This window comes from Marinobacter persicus, from assembly GCF_002934325.1.
Lineage (GTDB): Bacteria > Pseudomonadota > Gammaproteobacteria > Pseudomonadales > Oleiphilaceae > Marinobacter > Marinobacter persicus_A.
The window spans coordinates 36,529-50,766 of sequence record NZ_PTIV01000027.1; the positions used below are offsets into that span (position 1 = coordinate 36,529).

Below are 14,238 nucleotides of genomic sequence, written 5' to 3' on the forward strand. Positions count from 1 at the left end.
TATCGGGTTCATGATTCGTTTTTTACGGGCTGGTCATCCAGTGAGAAGGGCGCGCGATAGGGGGCCTGCCAATCCGTTTCCGGGTTGCCCGGCAGATCCTGTCGCCGGCTGGCGTCGCGGCCCTCGATGGCCAGCGCGTTCCATTGGCCTTCCGCCGGTGGGGTGTCAGCATAGTGCCAGTTGCCCTCGGTGTCCTGCCACTTAAAGACGATTTCCGGGCCGTCGGTGGAAATCGGTGCCGGAATAAGCCGCTCGAAGGCCGGAATCTCCGAGTCTATGCCACCAAATGTGGGGGCAGACACCTGTTCAGGGTCTCCAAGCCCAAAAAAAATCAGGACCAGAAGAAGTCCAAGTGCCGGGAAGGCCAGGCGGATCAGCCATTTCATCATCATGATGAGTGTGCTCCGCTGGCCAGGTGGTCGGCCAGATTGGTGAGGATGGCCCGGACTGGCGGAGTGAGATCCTTCCCGGGGGCGGCTGCCAGCAGGTTATTCTGGAGAAGCTCTTGGTGATCGCCCCCGGTGTCGGTTTCCGGGGCGCTTTGGCTGAGGGTTGTCCAGGCCAGGGCTAACTCCGTTTTCTCTGCTTCCAGCTCCGCTTTGGCCAGCATCTCCCGCAACGGCCCGTGCTGGCTGGAATGCTTGGGAATCGATTTTCTGGCGGAGCGAATACGACCGGTTACACGGCCGCGCCACTCTGTTACCTTAGCAGCCTCAACGCCGGCGAACCGCTGTTTTTTTTGCGCCAGCCAGCCGGCACACAGAATACGGGTGACGCTCCAGCCCCGGGCCTGTAGTTCCAGGCAGGCTTCCACCATCGCCGGATTTTGCCAGCAAGTCAGCGCGTATTGCCACAGCGGGTTATCGGTTGTCAGGGCTTCCGATAAGTCTAGTGGCTCTGGCTCCAGATGGGGCATGGCTGGACGCGTCCCTGGCGGCTTTTCAGTGATAAAAGAAATCTATGTTAACGATAACCGATCTCAGTTTACAACGAGGTGGCGTCTGGTTGCTAGAAGGCGTCAATCTTACCGTCCAGCCCGGGCAGCGGGTTGCTATTGTTGGCGCGAACGGTGCCGGTAAATCCAGCCTGTTCCAGTTATTGCTGGGGCAACTGGCACCGGAGCAGGGCAATGTGTCCCTGCCCGGCGGCTGTCGCATTGCCCATATGGCCCAGGAGTTTACGGCCTCTGGTCGCTCGGCCCGCGATTTTGTGCTGGACGGGGATTTCGAACTGAGGCGTATGGAGCAGGCCCTGGCCGAGGCCGAAGCTCGCGGTGATGATCATGAAGCGGCCCGGATCCATGGCGAGCTGGATGTGCACGAAGCCTGGTCCGCGCCCCGGCGTGCGGAGATGTTGCTGCGTGGGCTTGGCTTTGCTGACAGTGATTGCGATCGTCCGGTCTCGGCCTTTTCCGGTGGCTGGCGGATTCGTCTGAATCTGGCCCAGGCGCTCATGCGCCCCTCGGACCTGTTGTTGCTGGACGAACCCACCAACCACCTGGATCTGGATGCCTGCCTGTGGCTGGAGAACTGGCTGCGCCGCTACCCGGGCACGCTACTGTTCATTTCCCACGACCGGGATTTCATGGACCGCGTTGCCACCCACCTTGTGCACTTTGATAACCGGAAGCTGGAACTCTACACCGGTAACTATTCAGCGTTTGAAACCCAGCGCAGCGAACGGCTGGCCCTGCAGCAGGCCAACTACGAGCGCCAGCAGGCTCGCGTTGCCGAGATCCAGCGCTTTATTGACCGCTTCAAGGCCAAGGCCACCAAGGCCCGCCAGGCTCAGAGCCGGGTCAAGGCGCTGGAGCGGATGGAGAAAATCGCGCCGGCCCACGTCGACTCGCCTTTCAGCTTCGAGTTCCCCGTTGCCGACAAGGTCTCCAACCCGTTGCTGTCGATTCGCCACGGCGTGGCGGGCCATGGCGACATTCCCGTGTTGCACGACATCAACGTAACGCTGTTGCCCGGCACCCGCGTGGGCTTGCTGGGCCCCAACGGCGCCGGTAAATCCACGTTCATGGATGCACTGCGGGGTGCCGGCACCCTTTTGTCCGGCGATCGCACCTGCGGAGAGCACCTGGCGATTGGCTACTTTGCCCAGGATCAGCTCGAAGCGCTGGATCTGGACGCCAGCCCGTTCCTGCACCTGCAGCGCCTGGCTCCGAAAGCGTCAGAGCAGAGCATTCGTAACTTTCTCGGCGGCTTTAACTTTCATGGGGATGAGGCGCTTTCCCCCATCCGCTCGTTCTCCGGGGGGGAGAAGGCCCGGGTGGCGCTGGCCGTGATTACCTGGCAGAAACCGAACCTGTTGCTGCTGGATGAGCCCACCAACCACCTGGATCTGGAAATGCGCCAGGCCCTGACCATGGCGTTGCAGAATTTCGAGGGTGCCATCGTGGTGGTCTCGCACGACCGTCACCTGCTGCGCAACACCGTGGACGATTTCTGGCTGGTTTGTGATGGCACGGTCGATGAGTACGACGGTGACCTGGAAGATTACGAACGTTGGCTGGCCGATCGTCGGAAAGACGAGGAGGCACCGCCCCGGCGGGAGGTGGCGGGGGAATCCCCGGAAGCTTCCACCGACAACGCATCAGCGACCCTGACCGCCGACGAGCGCAAGGCCCGCAAGCGCGAGGAAGCGGAGCTGCGTAAAAAACTGAGCCCCTTCCGTAAGCGCCAGGCCAGTCTGGAAGCGGAGATGGAGAAACTGCAGGCCAAACTGGGTGAGGTGGAGCAGGCCCTGGCCGATCCTGGCATCTATGATGACAGCAACAAAGAGCGCCTTAAAACGCTGCTGGGGCAGCAGGCGGAGCTCAAGCGACAACAGGAAATCGTTGAAGGTGACTGGCTGGAGGTCAGTGAAACCGTGGAGGAAATGGAAGCAGCGCTGCTGGGGTAAAACCAGCAGCGCACCGGATTACCGGGTCCGGACTTCCAGGGTGAAGTCCTGGCGGCTCAGGTATTCCTGCTCGTTCTGCAGGTCGGCCAGGGTCAGCGGACGCTGGCTGAGCCAGTCTTTCGGAAGTTCGACAATCAGCCGGTTTTGGCGGCCATCCAGCGCCATCTCGGGTGGCGGCTCATGGTTGCGAGGGTGTTGCAGCAACACCGCGAGGCGTACCAGCACACACAGGTGGCGCAGGCGGGAGCGGTCTTCGGGTTCAATGTCCTGAAACACGGCGGGTGAGAACTTGCGCCGGTGACCGCGAACCAGTGTCGCCAGGTCTTTCTGGAACTGCTGGCTGAAACCCGGCAGGTCAGAGTAGCGCAACAGATAGCCGCCGTGTTTGTGGTATTGGCTGTGGGAGATGGTCAAGCCGATTTCGTGCAGCCGGCAGGCCCAGCGCAGCAGGTCTTCGTCGTTGGCGGTGCGCAGGTCCCAGTGATCCGCCATCTGGTCCCAGGCGGCAATGGCGGTTTCCTCCACCGCCGCGCCGTGTACCTGGTCCACGTGATAGCGCTCCTGGAGAGCGGCGATGGTGCGCTCGCGCACATCTTCGTGCTGGATACGCCCGACAATGTCATACAAAAGCCCCTCACGCAGGGCGCCATCGGCAAAGGTCATGGTCTTGATATCCAATGATCGAAAGGCGGCCAGCAGGATGGCAAACCCGGCCGGGAAAATACTCTGGCGCTCGGTACGCACACCCAGATCGGCCAGCTTCTCGGCCTTGCCCAGACTGATTAACCGCTTGCGCAGCTCTTCCATGGCCTCGCGGGTGATGGTGCCGTCGGTGATTTTCAGGGTGGCCAGTACGTTGGCAATGGCCTTGATCGACCCTGAGGAACCAACGGAACTCTGCCAGCCAATGGCCCGGTAATGCTGGCGAATGTTAAGCAACTCCTGCTCGGCGTGGGTCACGGCCTTTTCCATTTGCCGCTTGGTGATCTTGCCGTCGGGAAAGTAGCGGTTGCGGAAAGACACGCAACCCATGTGCAAGCTTTCCATTTCCTGCGGCTCAAAGCGCTGGCCGATGATGAACTCGGTGCTGCCGCCGCCAATGTCGATGACCAGTCGCCGGCCTTTGTCATCTGATAAGGTATGCGAGACGCCCAGATAGACCAGGCGGGCTTCCTCCCGGCCGGCAATTACTGCCACCGGATAGCCCAGCACTTCTTCGGCACGGGCGATGAATTCCTGCTTGTTGCGGGCCACTCGCAGCGCATTGGTGCCGACAATCTGTACCGCCTCGGAGGGCATGCCCTGCAACCGCTGGGCGAACCGGCCCAGGCATTCCAGTGCCCGTTGCTGGGCCTCTTCGGTCAGACAGTTGTTCTCGTCCAGCCCCGCGCCCAGCTGGACCTTTTCACCCATCTTCTCGATGGTCCGGATCTCGCCGTGGACCAGGCGGGCAACCACCATGTGGAAACTGTTGGAGCCCATGTCGATGGCCGCCAGAAGGTCGGGGGTGGGAGCAGTGTTCTCGGCATTCGTTGTGGCCGTCACGATGGTTGGCATCCTGTGTGGCGTGAACTTGGCGGTACTATAAGGGAACTTTGCGGGGGCTGTCAGCAAGTGGCTACGGTCATTACTGATGCGGATCAAACAGGAAGTCCGTACAAGTCACTTCACATCCTGATCGGCAATCGCGTAAAGTAGTTGCCTGATGTAAATCGGGCGGTGGTTACTTTGGTGTGCCATCACAATCGCCCGCTACAGTCCACAGCGACTCCGGCATGGCTGAACAACAGGCCCCGGAGCGCCTGAATCAGGAAAAGGTAATGAGCGGAAATATCGTTAATGTCACCGACGCTTCCTTTGAACAGGATGTGCTGAAATCCGACGTCCCGGTACTGGTAGATTATTGGGCCGAGTGGTGTGGTCCGTGCAAAATGATCGCGCCGGTTCTGGAAGAAATCGCCGACGAATACGAAGGCAAGCTCAAGATCTGCAAACTCAACATTGACGAAAACGAGCAGACGCCTCCCAAGTTCAATATCCGTGGTATTCCCACGTTGATGCTGTTCAAGAACGGCAACGTGGACGCCACCAAGGTGGGTGCCCTGTCCAAGTCACAGCTGGCCGCCTTCCTCGACAGCAACCTCTGATTCATCAGGTTGCCCAAAACCGCCCCCAGGCCCGGCCTGCGGGCGGTTTTTTATTGCCGGCATGCTTCACTGCTCATTTTCGTGCCCAAACCTTGACATTCGCCTGCAAGGTGGCTGATCATGCCTCTGCCCGGCGGACGTTTGTTCCCATTCTCTGGCTTCAGCATACTTTCCGGCATCCATCATCACCGGTTGCTCTACTCAGCCAGCATTCAGTTTTAGCGTTTTATCAGTTCAATTCGTTCAGGGGCGCCCCTGTCATTCCACAAGACGTTTATTACTTCCATTCCTGAAAATCCAACAAACTATGAATCTTACTGAACTCAAGCAGAAATCTGTGCCCGAATTGCTCGATATCGCGCAAGAAATGGGCCTCGATAACCTCGCCCGTTCGCGCAAACAGGATGTCATCTTTACCATCCTGAAAAAGCACGCCAAAAGTGGCGAAGACATCTACGGCGATGGTGTACTGGAGATTCTGCAGGATGGCTTCGGCTTCCTTCGTTCCGCCGACGCCTCCTACCTGGCCGGTCCTGATGACATTTACGTCTCCCCCAGCCAGATCCGCCGTTTCAACCTGCGCACCGGCGATACGGTTGCTGGCAAGATTCGCCCGCCCAAAGACGGCGAGCGTTATTTTGCCCTGTTGAAGGTTAATGAAATTAACTTCGACAAACCGGACAACGCCCGCAACAAGATCCTGTTCGAGAACCTGACCCCGCTGTTCCCGGACGAGCGCCTGACCCTGGAAGCCGGTAACGGCAGCACCGAAGACCTGTCTTCCCGGGTCCTGGATCTGGTCGCGCCGATTGGTAAAGGCCAGCGTGGCCTGATCGTGTCCCCGCCCAAGGCCGGTAAAACCCTGCTGATGCAGAGCATCGCCCAGTCGATCACACGGAACAATCCGGAGTGCCACGTGATGGTACTGCTGATCGACGAGCGTCCGGAAGAAGTGACCGAGATGCAGCGCACCGTGCGTGGTGAAGTGGTTGCTTCCACCTTCGACGAGCCGCCGGCCCGTCACGTTCAGGTGGCCGAGATGGTCATCGAGAAGGCCAAGCGTCTGGTTGAGCACAAGAAAGACGTGGTGATCCTGTTGGACTCCATCACCCGTCTGGCCCGTGCCTACAACACCGTGATTCCGTCCTCGGGCAAGGTGCTGACCGGTGGTGTGGACGCCCATGCCCTGGAAAAGCCGAAGCGTTTCTTTGGTGCGGCACGTAACGTGGAAGAAGGCGGCAGCCTGACCATCCTGGCTACCGCGCTGGTGAATACCGGCTCCAAGATGGACGAGGTGATCTACGAGGAGTTCAAGGGCACCGGTAACATGGAAGTGCATCTGGACCGCAAGATCGCCGAGAAGCGTGTGTATCCGGCGATCAACATCCGCAGCTCCGGCACCCGCCGCGAGGACCTGCTGATGTCCGAGGCGGATCTGCAGCGCATGTGGATTCTGCGCAAGCTTCTGCACTCCATGGAAGACGACACCGGGTCTCTGGAGTTCCTGCTGGACAAGCTCAAGGATACCAAGACCAACGAAGAATTCTTCCTGTCCATGAAGCGCCGTTGATCGTTGATGAAATACAGCGACCTGAGAGACTTCATCGCCCAGCTCGAGAAGCTGGGCGAGCTCAAGCGCATCAGCGTTGAAGTCGACCCCCACCTGGAAATGACCGAGATCTGCGACCGCACGCTACGGTCGGGCGGTCCGGCTCTGCTGTTCGAAAATCCCAAAGGCTATGACATGCCGGTACTGGCCAATCTGTTTGGCACCCCCCGGCGGGTGGCCATGGGGATGGGGCAGGAGGATGTCAGCGCCCTGCGGGAAATTGGCAAGCTGCTGGCCTTTTTGAAGGAACCCGATCCCCCCAAGGGCTTCAAGGACGCCATCGAAAAGCTGCCCGTGTTCCGGCAGGTCATGCGCATGAGCCCGAAAGTGCTGCGCTCGGCGCCGTGCCAGCAGGTGGTTATCGAGAAAGACGATGTGGATCTGTACCAGATTCCCGTCCAGCACTGCTGGCCTGGCGATGCCGGCCCGCTGGTGACCTGGCCACTGGTGATTACCCGTGGCCCGGAAAAAGAGCGCCAGAACCTGGGTATTTATCGTCAACAGGTGATTGGTCGTAACCGGCTGATCATGCGTTGGCTCAGCCACCGTGGCGGCGCCCTGGACTACCAGGAATTCCGCAAGGCCAATCCCGACAAGCCCTACCCGGTGGCCGTGGCCCTGGGTGCGGACCCGGCGACCATTCTGGGTGCCGTGACCCCGGTGCCTGATTCGCTGTCCGAATACGCCTTTGCCGGCCTGCTTCGCGGCAGTCGCACCGAGTTGGTGCAGGCGGGGTTGAGCGATTTGCAGGTGCCGGCCAGTGCCGAGATCGTGCTGGAAGGCTTTATCTATCCGGGCGACACCGCCCCGGAAGGCCCGTTTGGCGACCACACTGGCTATTACAACGAGGTGGATGAGTTTCCGGTGTTTACGGTGGAGCGGATCACCCGCCGCCGGGATGCCATCTATCACAGCACCTACACCGGTCGTCCGCCCGATGAGCCGGCCATTCTGGGTGTGGCCCTCAACGAAGTGTTTATTCCGATTCTGCAGAAGCAGTTCCCGGAGATTGTCGATTTTTACCTGCCGCCGGAAGGCTGTTCCTACCGATTGGCCGTAGTGACCATGAAGAAGCAGTATCCCGGTCATGCCAAGCGGGTGATGATGGGCGTGTGGTCGTTCCTGCGCCAGTTCATGTACACCAAGTTTGTGATTGTGGTGGACGATGACGTGAACGCCCGCAGCTGGGAAGATGTCATCTGGGCCATGACCACGCGCATGGACCCGTCCCGGGACACGGTTTTGGTGGACAACACGCCCATCGACTACCTCGACTTCGCCTCCCCGGTGTCCGGCCTGGGCTCGAAAATGGGCCTGGATGCCACCAACAAATGGCCCGGCGAAACCGACCGGGAGTGGGGCACCGCGATCACCATGACCGACGAGGTGAAACAGCGGGTCGATGACATCTGGGACAGCCTGGGTATTGAAATTCCCGTCTCCCGCCCCGAGTGATACAGCATTAAATTTCGATCGGTGAACACCTGGGTGCTTGTGTGCCCTGGTGTTTGCCGGCTTTTAACTGGAGATTCCCGCCGTTATGGCTTCAGGAAACAACCAACCCCGCGAGCATCAGGCCCGGGTCGTCGATGTACGTTCAATCAGCCACGATGTCTATCAGGTGGAACTGGAGCTGCCTGATCGGGAACAGGTGTCTTTTTATGCCGGTCAGTACCTGTCGGTGAACCTGCCGGACGCCGATCCCTGCTACTTCTCCATTGCCAGCAGCCCCTCGGCGGAGCGCATTGAGCTGCAGATCCAGGCATCGCCGAAATGGGTCTCTGCCCAGAAGGTGATTGACGCCCTGACCTCCGGGGAAGATGTCACCGTCAGTCTGCCCAACGGCAAAGCCTGTCTGGCGAGCCTGCCGGAAAAACCGCTGTTACTGGTGGCCGCCGGTACCGGCTTTGCCCAGATGAAGAGCCTGGTGGAGTACCTGCGGGAAAACGGTTTCTCACAGCCGGTTAAACTGTTCTGGGGCGTGCGCCGTCACGAGGACATGTACCTGCGCTCGCTGGCCCAGCAGTGGCATGACGACTGGTCAGCTCTGACCTTTGTGCCGGTGGTCAAGGACGATGAGGACAACGATTGGGAAGGTCACCATGAGCCCCTGGTGCGGGCGGTGCTTGCCTCTGGCATGGACTGGCAGAACGTGGAAGTGCACGCCAGTGGTTCGCCCACGATGGTTTACACCCTGATGGACGCACTGCTGGAGCATGGTTTGCCGGAGCAGGCGTTCTTTTCCGATGTGCTGGAGTACGCGCCTCGCACTTAAATCTTATTCAGGACTAGACAGCCATACGAATAAAAAAAGGCCGGATGCCTGTTTTCAGCATCCGGCCTTTTTGGTGGGCGTTGGGAAAGCCGGGATTCATGCCTTGGGCATGGGCAGTTCCGGCAGGCCGTTATCGGCTTCCAGCCCCTGCATCATCAGCTTCAGGCTCGCTTCCTCGTGGCCCATGCTGGCGTTCAGGCGGCTTAGCTCGGCCAGGGTTTCCCGGCTTCGGCGCAGTTTCAGGCTGGTGTGGAAGTACTCCCGCGCCTTGCCCCAGAGCTCGTTGCGCAGGCTCAGGCGGCCCAGTGCCAGCAGCAGTTCCGGGTTATTCGGCCGGTCCTTGAGCCACTGCTCCGCGACCAGCAATTGCTCGCCGATGTCCTGCCCCTTGATGCGCCCGTACAGGTTCACCAGTTCATCGCTCCAGTTGTCCTGCAGGATCTTGCGGATCAGGGTCTCGGCCTGGGCCTCATCGCCGAGGCGAGCCAGCAGACGTGCGTAATCGCGCACAATGTTGTCGTCGCGGCGCAGGGATTTGGGCAGCTCATCCCAGACCCGGGTCAGCGGAGCCAGGGACGCGTCCGGGTCCTGCTGGCGTTGACGCTCGCAGTCCTCGGCGGCCTGTTCCAGCAGGTTATGCCAGGTCTGGCGTTCCAGGTCGCTGAGCTCGGCTTCGGTGAGTACGCTGCGTTTGCGCAGTTCGGGAATCAGCTTGGCCAGCTCCCGCCAGTCCTCCAGGCGTAGGTAGGCGTTTTTGAGCAGTTTCAGCACAAACGGATGGTGGGGGGATTCCTTGCGCAGGCGCAGCAGCGTGGCCAGTGCCTGCTCCAGGCGATTGCCCGCGAGTTGCAGCTGGGCCTGGGTCAGGCCCACTGCCATGCTGGAGCCTGGGGTGCTCTCAAAGGCCTTGCGCAATAACTCGTCGGCGCCTTGGTGGTCGTCGGTTTCAAAGGCTGCCTGGGCTGCTGCCAGGTAGTTGATCAACGGCGTATCGGCGTTGTCGGCTGAGCGGGTTAGCAGCTTGCGCGCCCGTTTCCACTCGCCTTCGGCCAGTGACAGCAGGCCTTCGGTGGTTCGCCGGCGGGCGCGTCGCTCGTTGCTCCGGGATATCCAGTCCGCGACCATGCCGGTGCTTTGGCGCACGCGCCGGAGGGTGTTGTACAGGAAAACGCTCAGACCCATCAGTACCAACACTAGCCCAAGGCCAACCCAGAAGTTGGTTTCAATCAGGTAGTTGCCCAGGCTGACCCGGATGTAGCCCAAGTCGTAAGCCAGGCCCAGGGAAAGTCCAGTGCCGACGAGCAATGCTATCAGGATGATCAGCAGCAGGCGGATCATGATTGGTCGCCTCCGTTGCTCTCGCCGTTACCGTCATTGCTACCGGTGTTGGCGGTGCGCCCCGCCAGTCGTTCTTTCAACAGTTCCAGAGACTTGCTGATATCCGGCAGTTCCGGGTCCACGTTGCGGTCGGCCAGCTCACTGAGGGTCTGGCTGAGGCCCCGAATGGCCGGAGCAGTGTTGTCGTACCAGTTGTTCACGGTGTTGCGGGCCTTGGTCAGGGCCCGTTCGTACAGGGCCTGATTGCCGCGCAATACGGCCAGCTCCGCTTCTTCCAGCATCAATTGCAGGTTCAGGCGCGCCCAGGCGCTTTGGTCCGGCGAGAGCAGGGGTTTGACTGGTTCATCCATGCGACGGACCACGACCACCTGCTTCAGTGTATCCAGGAACCGGTTCCAGCCCCGGGTGAACATGTTGCCATCCCCTGCCGGATCGGTTTCGCTGTCGGCCAGGCTAAGGGGCGGCGCCCGGTCGTGGATCAGTGCCTGGTCGGTGAGATCGTGAACGGAGCCAATGGCGGCTTCGAGTTTCAGATACAGGCCGGTGCGATCCACCCCTTCGATACCCTTCAGGGCTTGGATTTCCCGGGCCAGTTGCTGGCGCACGGCGTAGACGCCAACATCGTCCGATTCGGCCAGGACCTCATCGGCGGATTGCAATGCCGACAGCGCGCCACGGATGTCTTTTTCAATCAGCAGCCGCTGGTTGGCAATGCGCAGCAGATATTCCGCTTCGGCCAGCAACCAGTCGGTGCGGGTGCGGTTGCCGGCTTCCAGCAGTTCCCGGGCGTTGTGGTCAATCTGGCGCTGCTGGGTGGCGATCAGCTCGCGCTGTTCGGCCAGGCGGTTCTCCAGCGCCTGCAGGCGATTGCTTTGCTGGTTGCCCCGATCCCCGTACAGGTCTTCGAGTTGGGCGGTATCGGCCTGCAGGTCAGCAATTGTCTGCAGGGTGGCCTTGTGGGTTTGCCACTGTTGCCAGTTCCAGGCCGCCAGGGCGATGGCGAGAAGTAATGCCAGTGCGGCTACCAGCCAGACCGGCCAGAGCCGTCGGGTGTCTGTGGCGGTTTGTTGGACGGGGGCGGGCAGATTCTTGGGTTCGTCAGTCACGGGCATCCTTACTTGGTTTTCCGGTGTTACCGGCTTCCGGGGCAAGCCGGGAAGCCACGCTGATGACCAGGTCCGGGTCGGCCAGGCCGCCGGGCACAAACGGGTTCAGGAATCCGGCTTCGCGGGCCTGGTCTGCCACCCGTTGGGCAGGAACCACCAGAAGCGTCTGATACAGGGCTTGCAGGTGGTCCGGGCTGGTTGTCATCAGATTGTTCAGGGTTTCACCGGAAAGCGCAACGATCACTTCCGGCTGGAACCCGTTAAAAATTTCGTCAATCGTTTCTGAAGGATAGTACGGTCGGAAGCGTCGGTACAGTGGCAACACCGTTACCCGGGCTCCGCGCTGCTCCAGGGTTTCCCGAATGACTTCCCGCCCGTGTTCGCCCCGGGCCAACAGTACTTTTTCGTTTGCCAGGTTTTGCAGGGAGGGCAGGGACAACAGCGCTTCACTGGTCCAGCCTTCGGCCGGCCGGCGTGGGCGCAGGCCGTGGCGGGAAAGTTCGGCGGCGGTGCCGGCACCTACGCCGTACCAGTGGATGCCCACGGGTAACTGTGGCCACCAGTGGTCGGCTTCTTCCAGTAGCCGGCGGGCGGCATAGGGGCTGACGGCAATTACATGGGTAAAATTGTCCAGCTCTTGCAGGATGCTGCGCTGGTCCGGGGTTTCCGGCAGCGGTTCCCGGGCCATCAGCGGCAATATCCGCACCGTGGCGCCGGCCTCTTCAAATACCCGGGCCAGGCGTGAGCCTTCCGGTTCAGGGCGGCAGATCAGCACCCGCCGCCCCCGCAGCTCAGCGTGGCTGTTGGTTTCAGGTGGGCGTGTGACCATAGATTTCCGCCAGTACCTTGTCGGCACCCATGTTCAGCAGTTCTTCGCCCAATTCCCGGCCCAGGCGTTCGCCTTCGGCTCGATGTACCCGGCCTTCCACGCGGAAGATCTTCGAGCCATCCACGGCGCCGACCAGGCCGCGCAGCCAGAGCATGTCGTCGTCTTCCAGCAGGGCGTAGGCGGCAATGGGCACCTGGCAGCCACCCTCAAGGCGGCGGTTCAGGGCACGCTCGGCTTTCACGCGATCGGCCGAATCCTTGTGGTTCAGCGGGGCGATCAGTTCCAGTAGTTCGGTGTCGTCGGTGCGGCACTCGATGCCCAGGGCGCCCTGGCCAACTGCCGGCAGCGAGACCTCGGCGGGCACGCAATAGCGGATGCGGTCGTGGAATTCCAGGCGCTTTAGGCCGGAGCTGGCCAGGACAATGGCGTCGTATTCGCCGGCGTCCAGCTTGGCCAGGCGGGTGTTGACGTTGCCGCGCAGGACTTTAACCACCAGGTCCGGGCGGTTGGCGCGCAGCTGGGCTTCCCGGCGCAGGCTGGCGGTGCCGACGACGGAGCCTTCGGGCAATTCGTCAATGCTGTTGTAGTGGTTGCTGACGAAGGCGTCGGTCGGGTCTTCGCGCTCGCAGATGGCCACCAGGCCCAGGCCTTCGGGAAATTCCATGGGCACGTCTTTCATGGAGTGCACGGCCAGGTCGGCCCGGCCATCGAGCATGGCTTCTTCGAGTTCCTTCACGAACAGGCCCTTGCCGCCGATCTTGGCCAGGGGCACGTCAAGAATCTTGTCGCCCTGGGTCTTGATCTTGACCAGCTCCACGGCGACGTTGTCGTGCAGCCGTTCGAGCTCGGATTTGATGAATTCTGCCTGCCACAACGCCAGGGCGCTGCTGCGGGTTGCAATGCGAAGGGTTCGTGTTGACATAGCACTCACTGTCGTTGGGAAAATGTGTTCCAAGGTTACCTTGTGACTGGGAAAAAGTCCCGCTTGGAGGTGGATCTATCTCTATTTTGAAATCTTGAAGTCGGCAATGATGTGGGATAGCCTCCCGATTATTAACAGGCGGCCAAGGCAGGCCGCCGGAGATAACAATCTCACGGATGGAAACTGCTCATGGATGAGTCAGATAAGCTCCCTCGTGCCTTCTCGGCTGTTTTAAATACTTCCCTATTCCAGTCCCAGCGCCTGCTGAGTCTGTCGGTCAGCGCGCCGCTGACGCCTCACCGGCTGGTGGGTGAGCAGCGGGTCACCGAACCGTTCCACTACACTCCCGATTGCTTTTCTCAGCAGGGCGATATTGAGCTTAAGCGTCTGACCGCCAACCGCCTTGAAGCCTTTGTATCCGATGCCAAACGCCAGTTGCTGGCATCCCCTGATCCTCTGGATGACACCGCAGGAGGGGAAGCCTGATGACCATGCAAGCCCATGGAGAGACCACCACCAAACTGCGAGCCAGAGGGCAGGATGTGTTTATTGAACCTGCCGACCAACTCTTTTACATGGTAGGGCATGACACGCTGCTGGCCGTCCCAAAACATCAGATGCTCGCCATGCTCACGGAAATGCGGTTACTTGAGGCCGTGGTCGAGGCGCAACAGAACGCCATCGCGCACCTGAAAACCCTTCAGGATAGTTACATTCAGGTGAAGCAGGCGAACTACTTCAAGCCAGAAGGACGGGGCTTGATTGAACAGTCCGAGCGCCCCGAGGTTCTGGAAAGAAAAATCCGGGTCGCCCAGGGTGAGCTGGACAGTGCCAATGAAAAACTGCGAGGCGTGCTGGCGCCCGTCAGCGGAGCCCAAGACCCCACGAACCCGATCGTGGAGCTCATCCCCATTCAGCGCCGTGGCAGTCACGCCAGTCCCAATGGCTTTCGCATGGCCTACGCCCGGTTAACGTCGATTCCCGCCGAATGTTGCCGATACTCCTCCAAGCTTGAAAGCACGGCTCCGGTGGGCGACGACAACCTGCTCACAGACGGAGCGGTGGATTGGAATAAGCTAAAACAACAAATCACGGATATCGCGAA

At 60.5% G+C, this 14,238-nt stretch carries 14 protein-coding genes; 7 read left to right on the plus strand and 7 right to left on the minus strand.

Annotated features, from left to right (window positions below; all coding sequences use genetic code 11):
• Nucleotides 1–8: 8 nt before the first annotated feature.
• Both BY454_RS13195 and BY454_RS13200 read right to left on the minus strand, forming a co-directional pair.
• A complete protein-coding gene (locus tag BY454_RS13195) occupies nt 9–392 on the minus strand; it encodes a DUF4124 domain-containing protein (protein WP_104416991.1) in 384 nt (127 codons plus the stop codon).
• Nucleotides 389–916: a TIGR02444 family protein gene (locus BY454_RS13200; protein ID WP_104416990.1), complete on the minus strand. Its 528-nt coding sequence runs from the start codon at nt 914–916 to the stop codon at nt 389–391. Before BY454_RS13200 ends, BY454_RS13195 begins: the two co-directional genes overlap by 4 nt.
• Before the next feature lie 44 nt (nt 917–960).
• Here BY454_RS13200 and BY454_RS13205 point away from each other — a divergent pair, with 44 nt between their 5' ends.
• Nucleotides 961–2,907, plus strand: a complete 1,947-nt coding sequence (locus BY454_RS13205; protein WP_104416989.1) for an ATP-binding cassette domain-containing protein — start codon at nt 961–963, stop codon at nt 2,905–2,907.
• Nucleotides 2,908–2,925: 18 nt separating this feature from the next.
• Here the strand turns inward: BY454_RS13205 and ppx are convergent, their stop codons facing one another.
• Nucleotides 2,926–4,452: an exopolyphosphatase gene (ppx, locus tag BY454_RS13210; protein WP_104416988.1), complete on the minus strand. Its 1,527-nt coding sequence runs from the start codon at nt 4,450–4,452 to the stop codon at nt 2,926–2,928.
• A gap of 275 nt (nt 4,453–4,727) precedes the next feature.
• Here ppx and trxA point away from each other — a divergent pair, with 275 nt between their 5' ends.
• The 4 genes from trxA (at nt 4,728) to BY454_RS13230 (ending at nt 8,938) form a co-directional block, all read left to right on the plus strand.
• Nucleotides 4,728–5,054, plus strand: coding sequence for a thioredoxin TrxA (gene trxA, locus BY454_RS13215; RefSeq protein WP_091702921.1), 327 nt, complete (start codon nt 4,728–4,730; stop codon nt 5,052–5,054).
• Nucleotides 5,055–5,361: 307 nt separating this feature from the next.
• Nucleotides 5,362–6,624, plus strand: coding sequence for a transcription termination factor Rho (gene rho, locus BY454_RS13220; protein ID WP_104416987.1), 1,263 nt, complete (start codon nt 5,362–5,364; stop codon nt 6,622–6,624).
• A gap of 6 nt (nt 6,625–6,630) precedes the next feature.
• On the plus strand, nt 6,631–8,118 hold the full coding sequence (gene ubiD, locus BY454_RS13225; protein WP_104416986.1) for a 4-hydroxy-3-polyprenylbenzoate decarboxylase: 1,488 nt from the start codon (nt 6,631–6,633) through the stop codon (nt 8,116–8,118).
• Nucleotides 8,119–8,203: 85 nt separating this feature from the next.
• Nucleotides 8,204–8,938: an FAD-binding oxidoreductase gene (locus tag BY454_RS13230; RefSeq protein ID WP_104416985.1), complete on the plus strand. Its 735-nt coding sequence runs from the start codon at nt 8,204–8,206 to the stop codon at nt 8,936–8,938.
• 96 nt (nt 8,939–9,034) lie between these two features.
• On the opposite strand, the gene BY454_RS13235 is transcribed toward BY454_RS13230, so the two are convergent.
• The 4 genes from BY454_RS13235 to hemC are packed head-to-tail and all read right to left on the minus strand — an operon-like array spanning nt 9,035 to nt 13,133.
• Nucleotides 9,035–10,276 (minus strand): heme biosynthesis HemY N-terminal domain-containing protein, encoded by a 1,242-nt coding sequence (locus BY454_RS13235; RefSeq protein ID WP_104416984.1) that lies wholly within the window; start codon nt 10,274–10,276, stop codon nt 9,035–9,037.
• Complete coding sequence (locus tag BY454_RS13240; protein ID WP_104416983.1) at nt 10,273–11,388, minus strand: uroporphyrinogen-III C-methyltransferase; 1,116 nt, start codon at nt 11,386–11,388, stop codon at nt 10,273–10,275. The genes BY454_RS13235 and BY454_RS13240 overlap by 4 nt, the downstream gene beginning before the upstream one ends.
• Nucleotides 11,375–12,211, minus strand: a complete 837-nt coding sequence (locus BY454_RS13245) for a uroporphyrinogen-III synthase (RefSeq protein ID WP_104416982.1) — start codon at nt 12,209–12,211, stop codon at nt 11,375–11,377. The genes BY454_RS13240 and BY454_RS13245 overlap by 14 nt, the downstream gene beginning before the upstream one ends.
• On the minus strand, nt 12,192–13,133 hold the full coding sequence (gene hemC / locus BY454_RS13250; RefSeq protein ID WP_104416981.1) for a hydroxymethylbilane synthase: 942 nt from the start codon (nt 13,131–13,133) through the stop codon (nt 12,192–12,194). Before hemC ends, BY454_RS13245 begins: the two co-directional genes overlap by 20 nt.
• A gap of 189 nt (nt 13,134–13,322) precedes the next feature.
• On the opposite strand from hemC, the gene BY454_RS13255 reads away from it, so the two are divergent.
• Nucleotides 13,323–13,619, plus strand: a complete 297-nt coding sequence (locus BY454_RS13255) for a hypothetical protein (protein WP_104416980.1) — start codon at nt 13,323–13,325, stop codon at nt 13,617–13,619.
• The coding region (locus BY454_RS13260) for a hypothetical protein (RefSeq protein WP_146082717.1) at nt 13,619–14,238 on the plus strand (620 nt) is incomplete at its 3' end. The genes BY454_RS13255 and BY454_RS13260, both read left to right, overlap by 1 nt.

Bases quoted from the DNA above. Each gene is read 5' to 3' on its own strand.
- BY454_RS13200 (WP_104416990.1), bottom strand. From the start codon at position 916: ATGCCCCATCTGGAGCCAGAGCCACTAGACTTATCGGAAGCCCTGACA.
- BY454_RS13205 (WP_104416989.1), top strand. From the start codon at position 961: ATGTTAACGATAACCGATCTCAGTTTACAACGAGGTGGCGTCTGGTTG.
- hemC (WP_104416981.1), bottom strand. From the start codon at position 13,133: ATGTCAACACGAACCCTTCGCATTGCAACCCGCAGCAGCGCCCTGGCG.
- trxA (WP_091702921.1), top strand. From the start codon at position 4,728: ATGAGCGGAAATATCGTTAATGTCACCGACGCTTCCTTTGAACAGGAT.
- BY454_RS13245 (WP_104416982.1), bottom strand. From the start codon at position 12,211: ATGGTCACACGCCCACCTGAAACCAACAGCCACGCTGAGCTGCGGGGG.
- BY454_RS13195 (WP_104416991.1), bottom strand. From the start codon at position 392: ATGATGATGAAATGGCTGATCCGCCTGGCCTTCCCGGCACTTGGACTT.
- BY454_RS13255 (WP_104416980.1), top strand. From the start codon at position 13,323: ATGGATGAGTCAGATAAGCTCCCTCGTGCCTTCTCGGCTGTTTTAAAT.
- BY454_RS13240 (WP_104416983.1), bottom strand. From the start codon at position 11,388: ATGCCCGTGACTGACGAACCCAAGAATCTGCCCGCCCCCGTCCAACAA.
- ubiD (WP_104416986.1), top strand. From the start codon at position 6,631: ATGAAATACAGCGACCTGAGAGACTTCATCGCCCAGCTCGAGAAGCTG.
- rho (WP_104416987.1), top strand. From the start codon at position 5,362: ATGAATCTTACTGAACTCAAGCAGAAATCTGTGCCCGAATTGCTCGAT.
- BY454_RS13235 (WP_104416984.1), bottom strand. From the start codon at position 10,276: ATGATCCGCCTGCTGCTGATCATCCTGATAGCATTGCTCGTCGGCACT.
- BY454_RS13230 (WP_104416985.1), top strand. From the start codon at position 8,204: ATGGCTTCAGGAAACAACCAACCCCGCGAGCATCAGGCCCGGGTCGTC.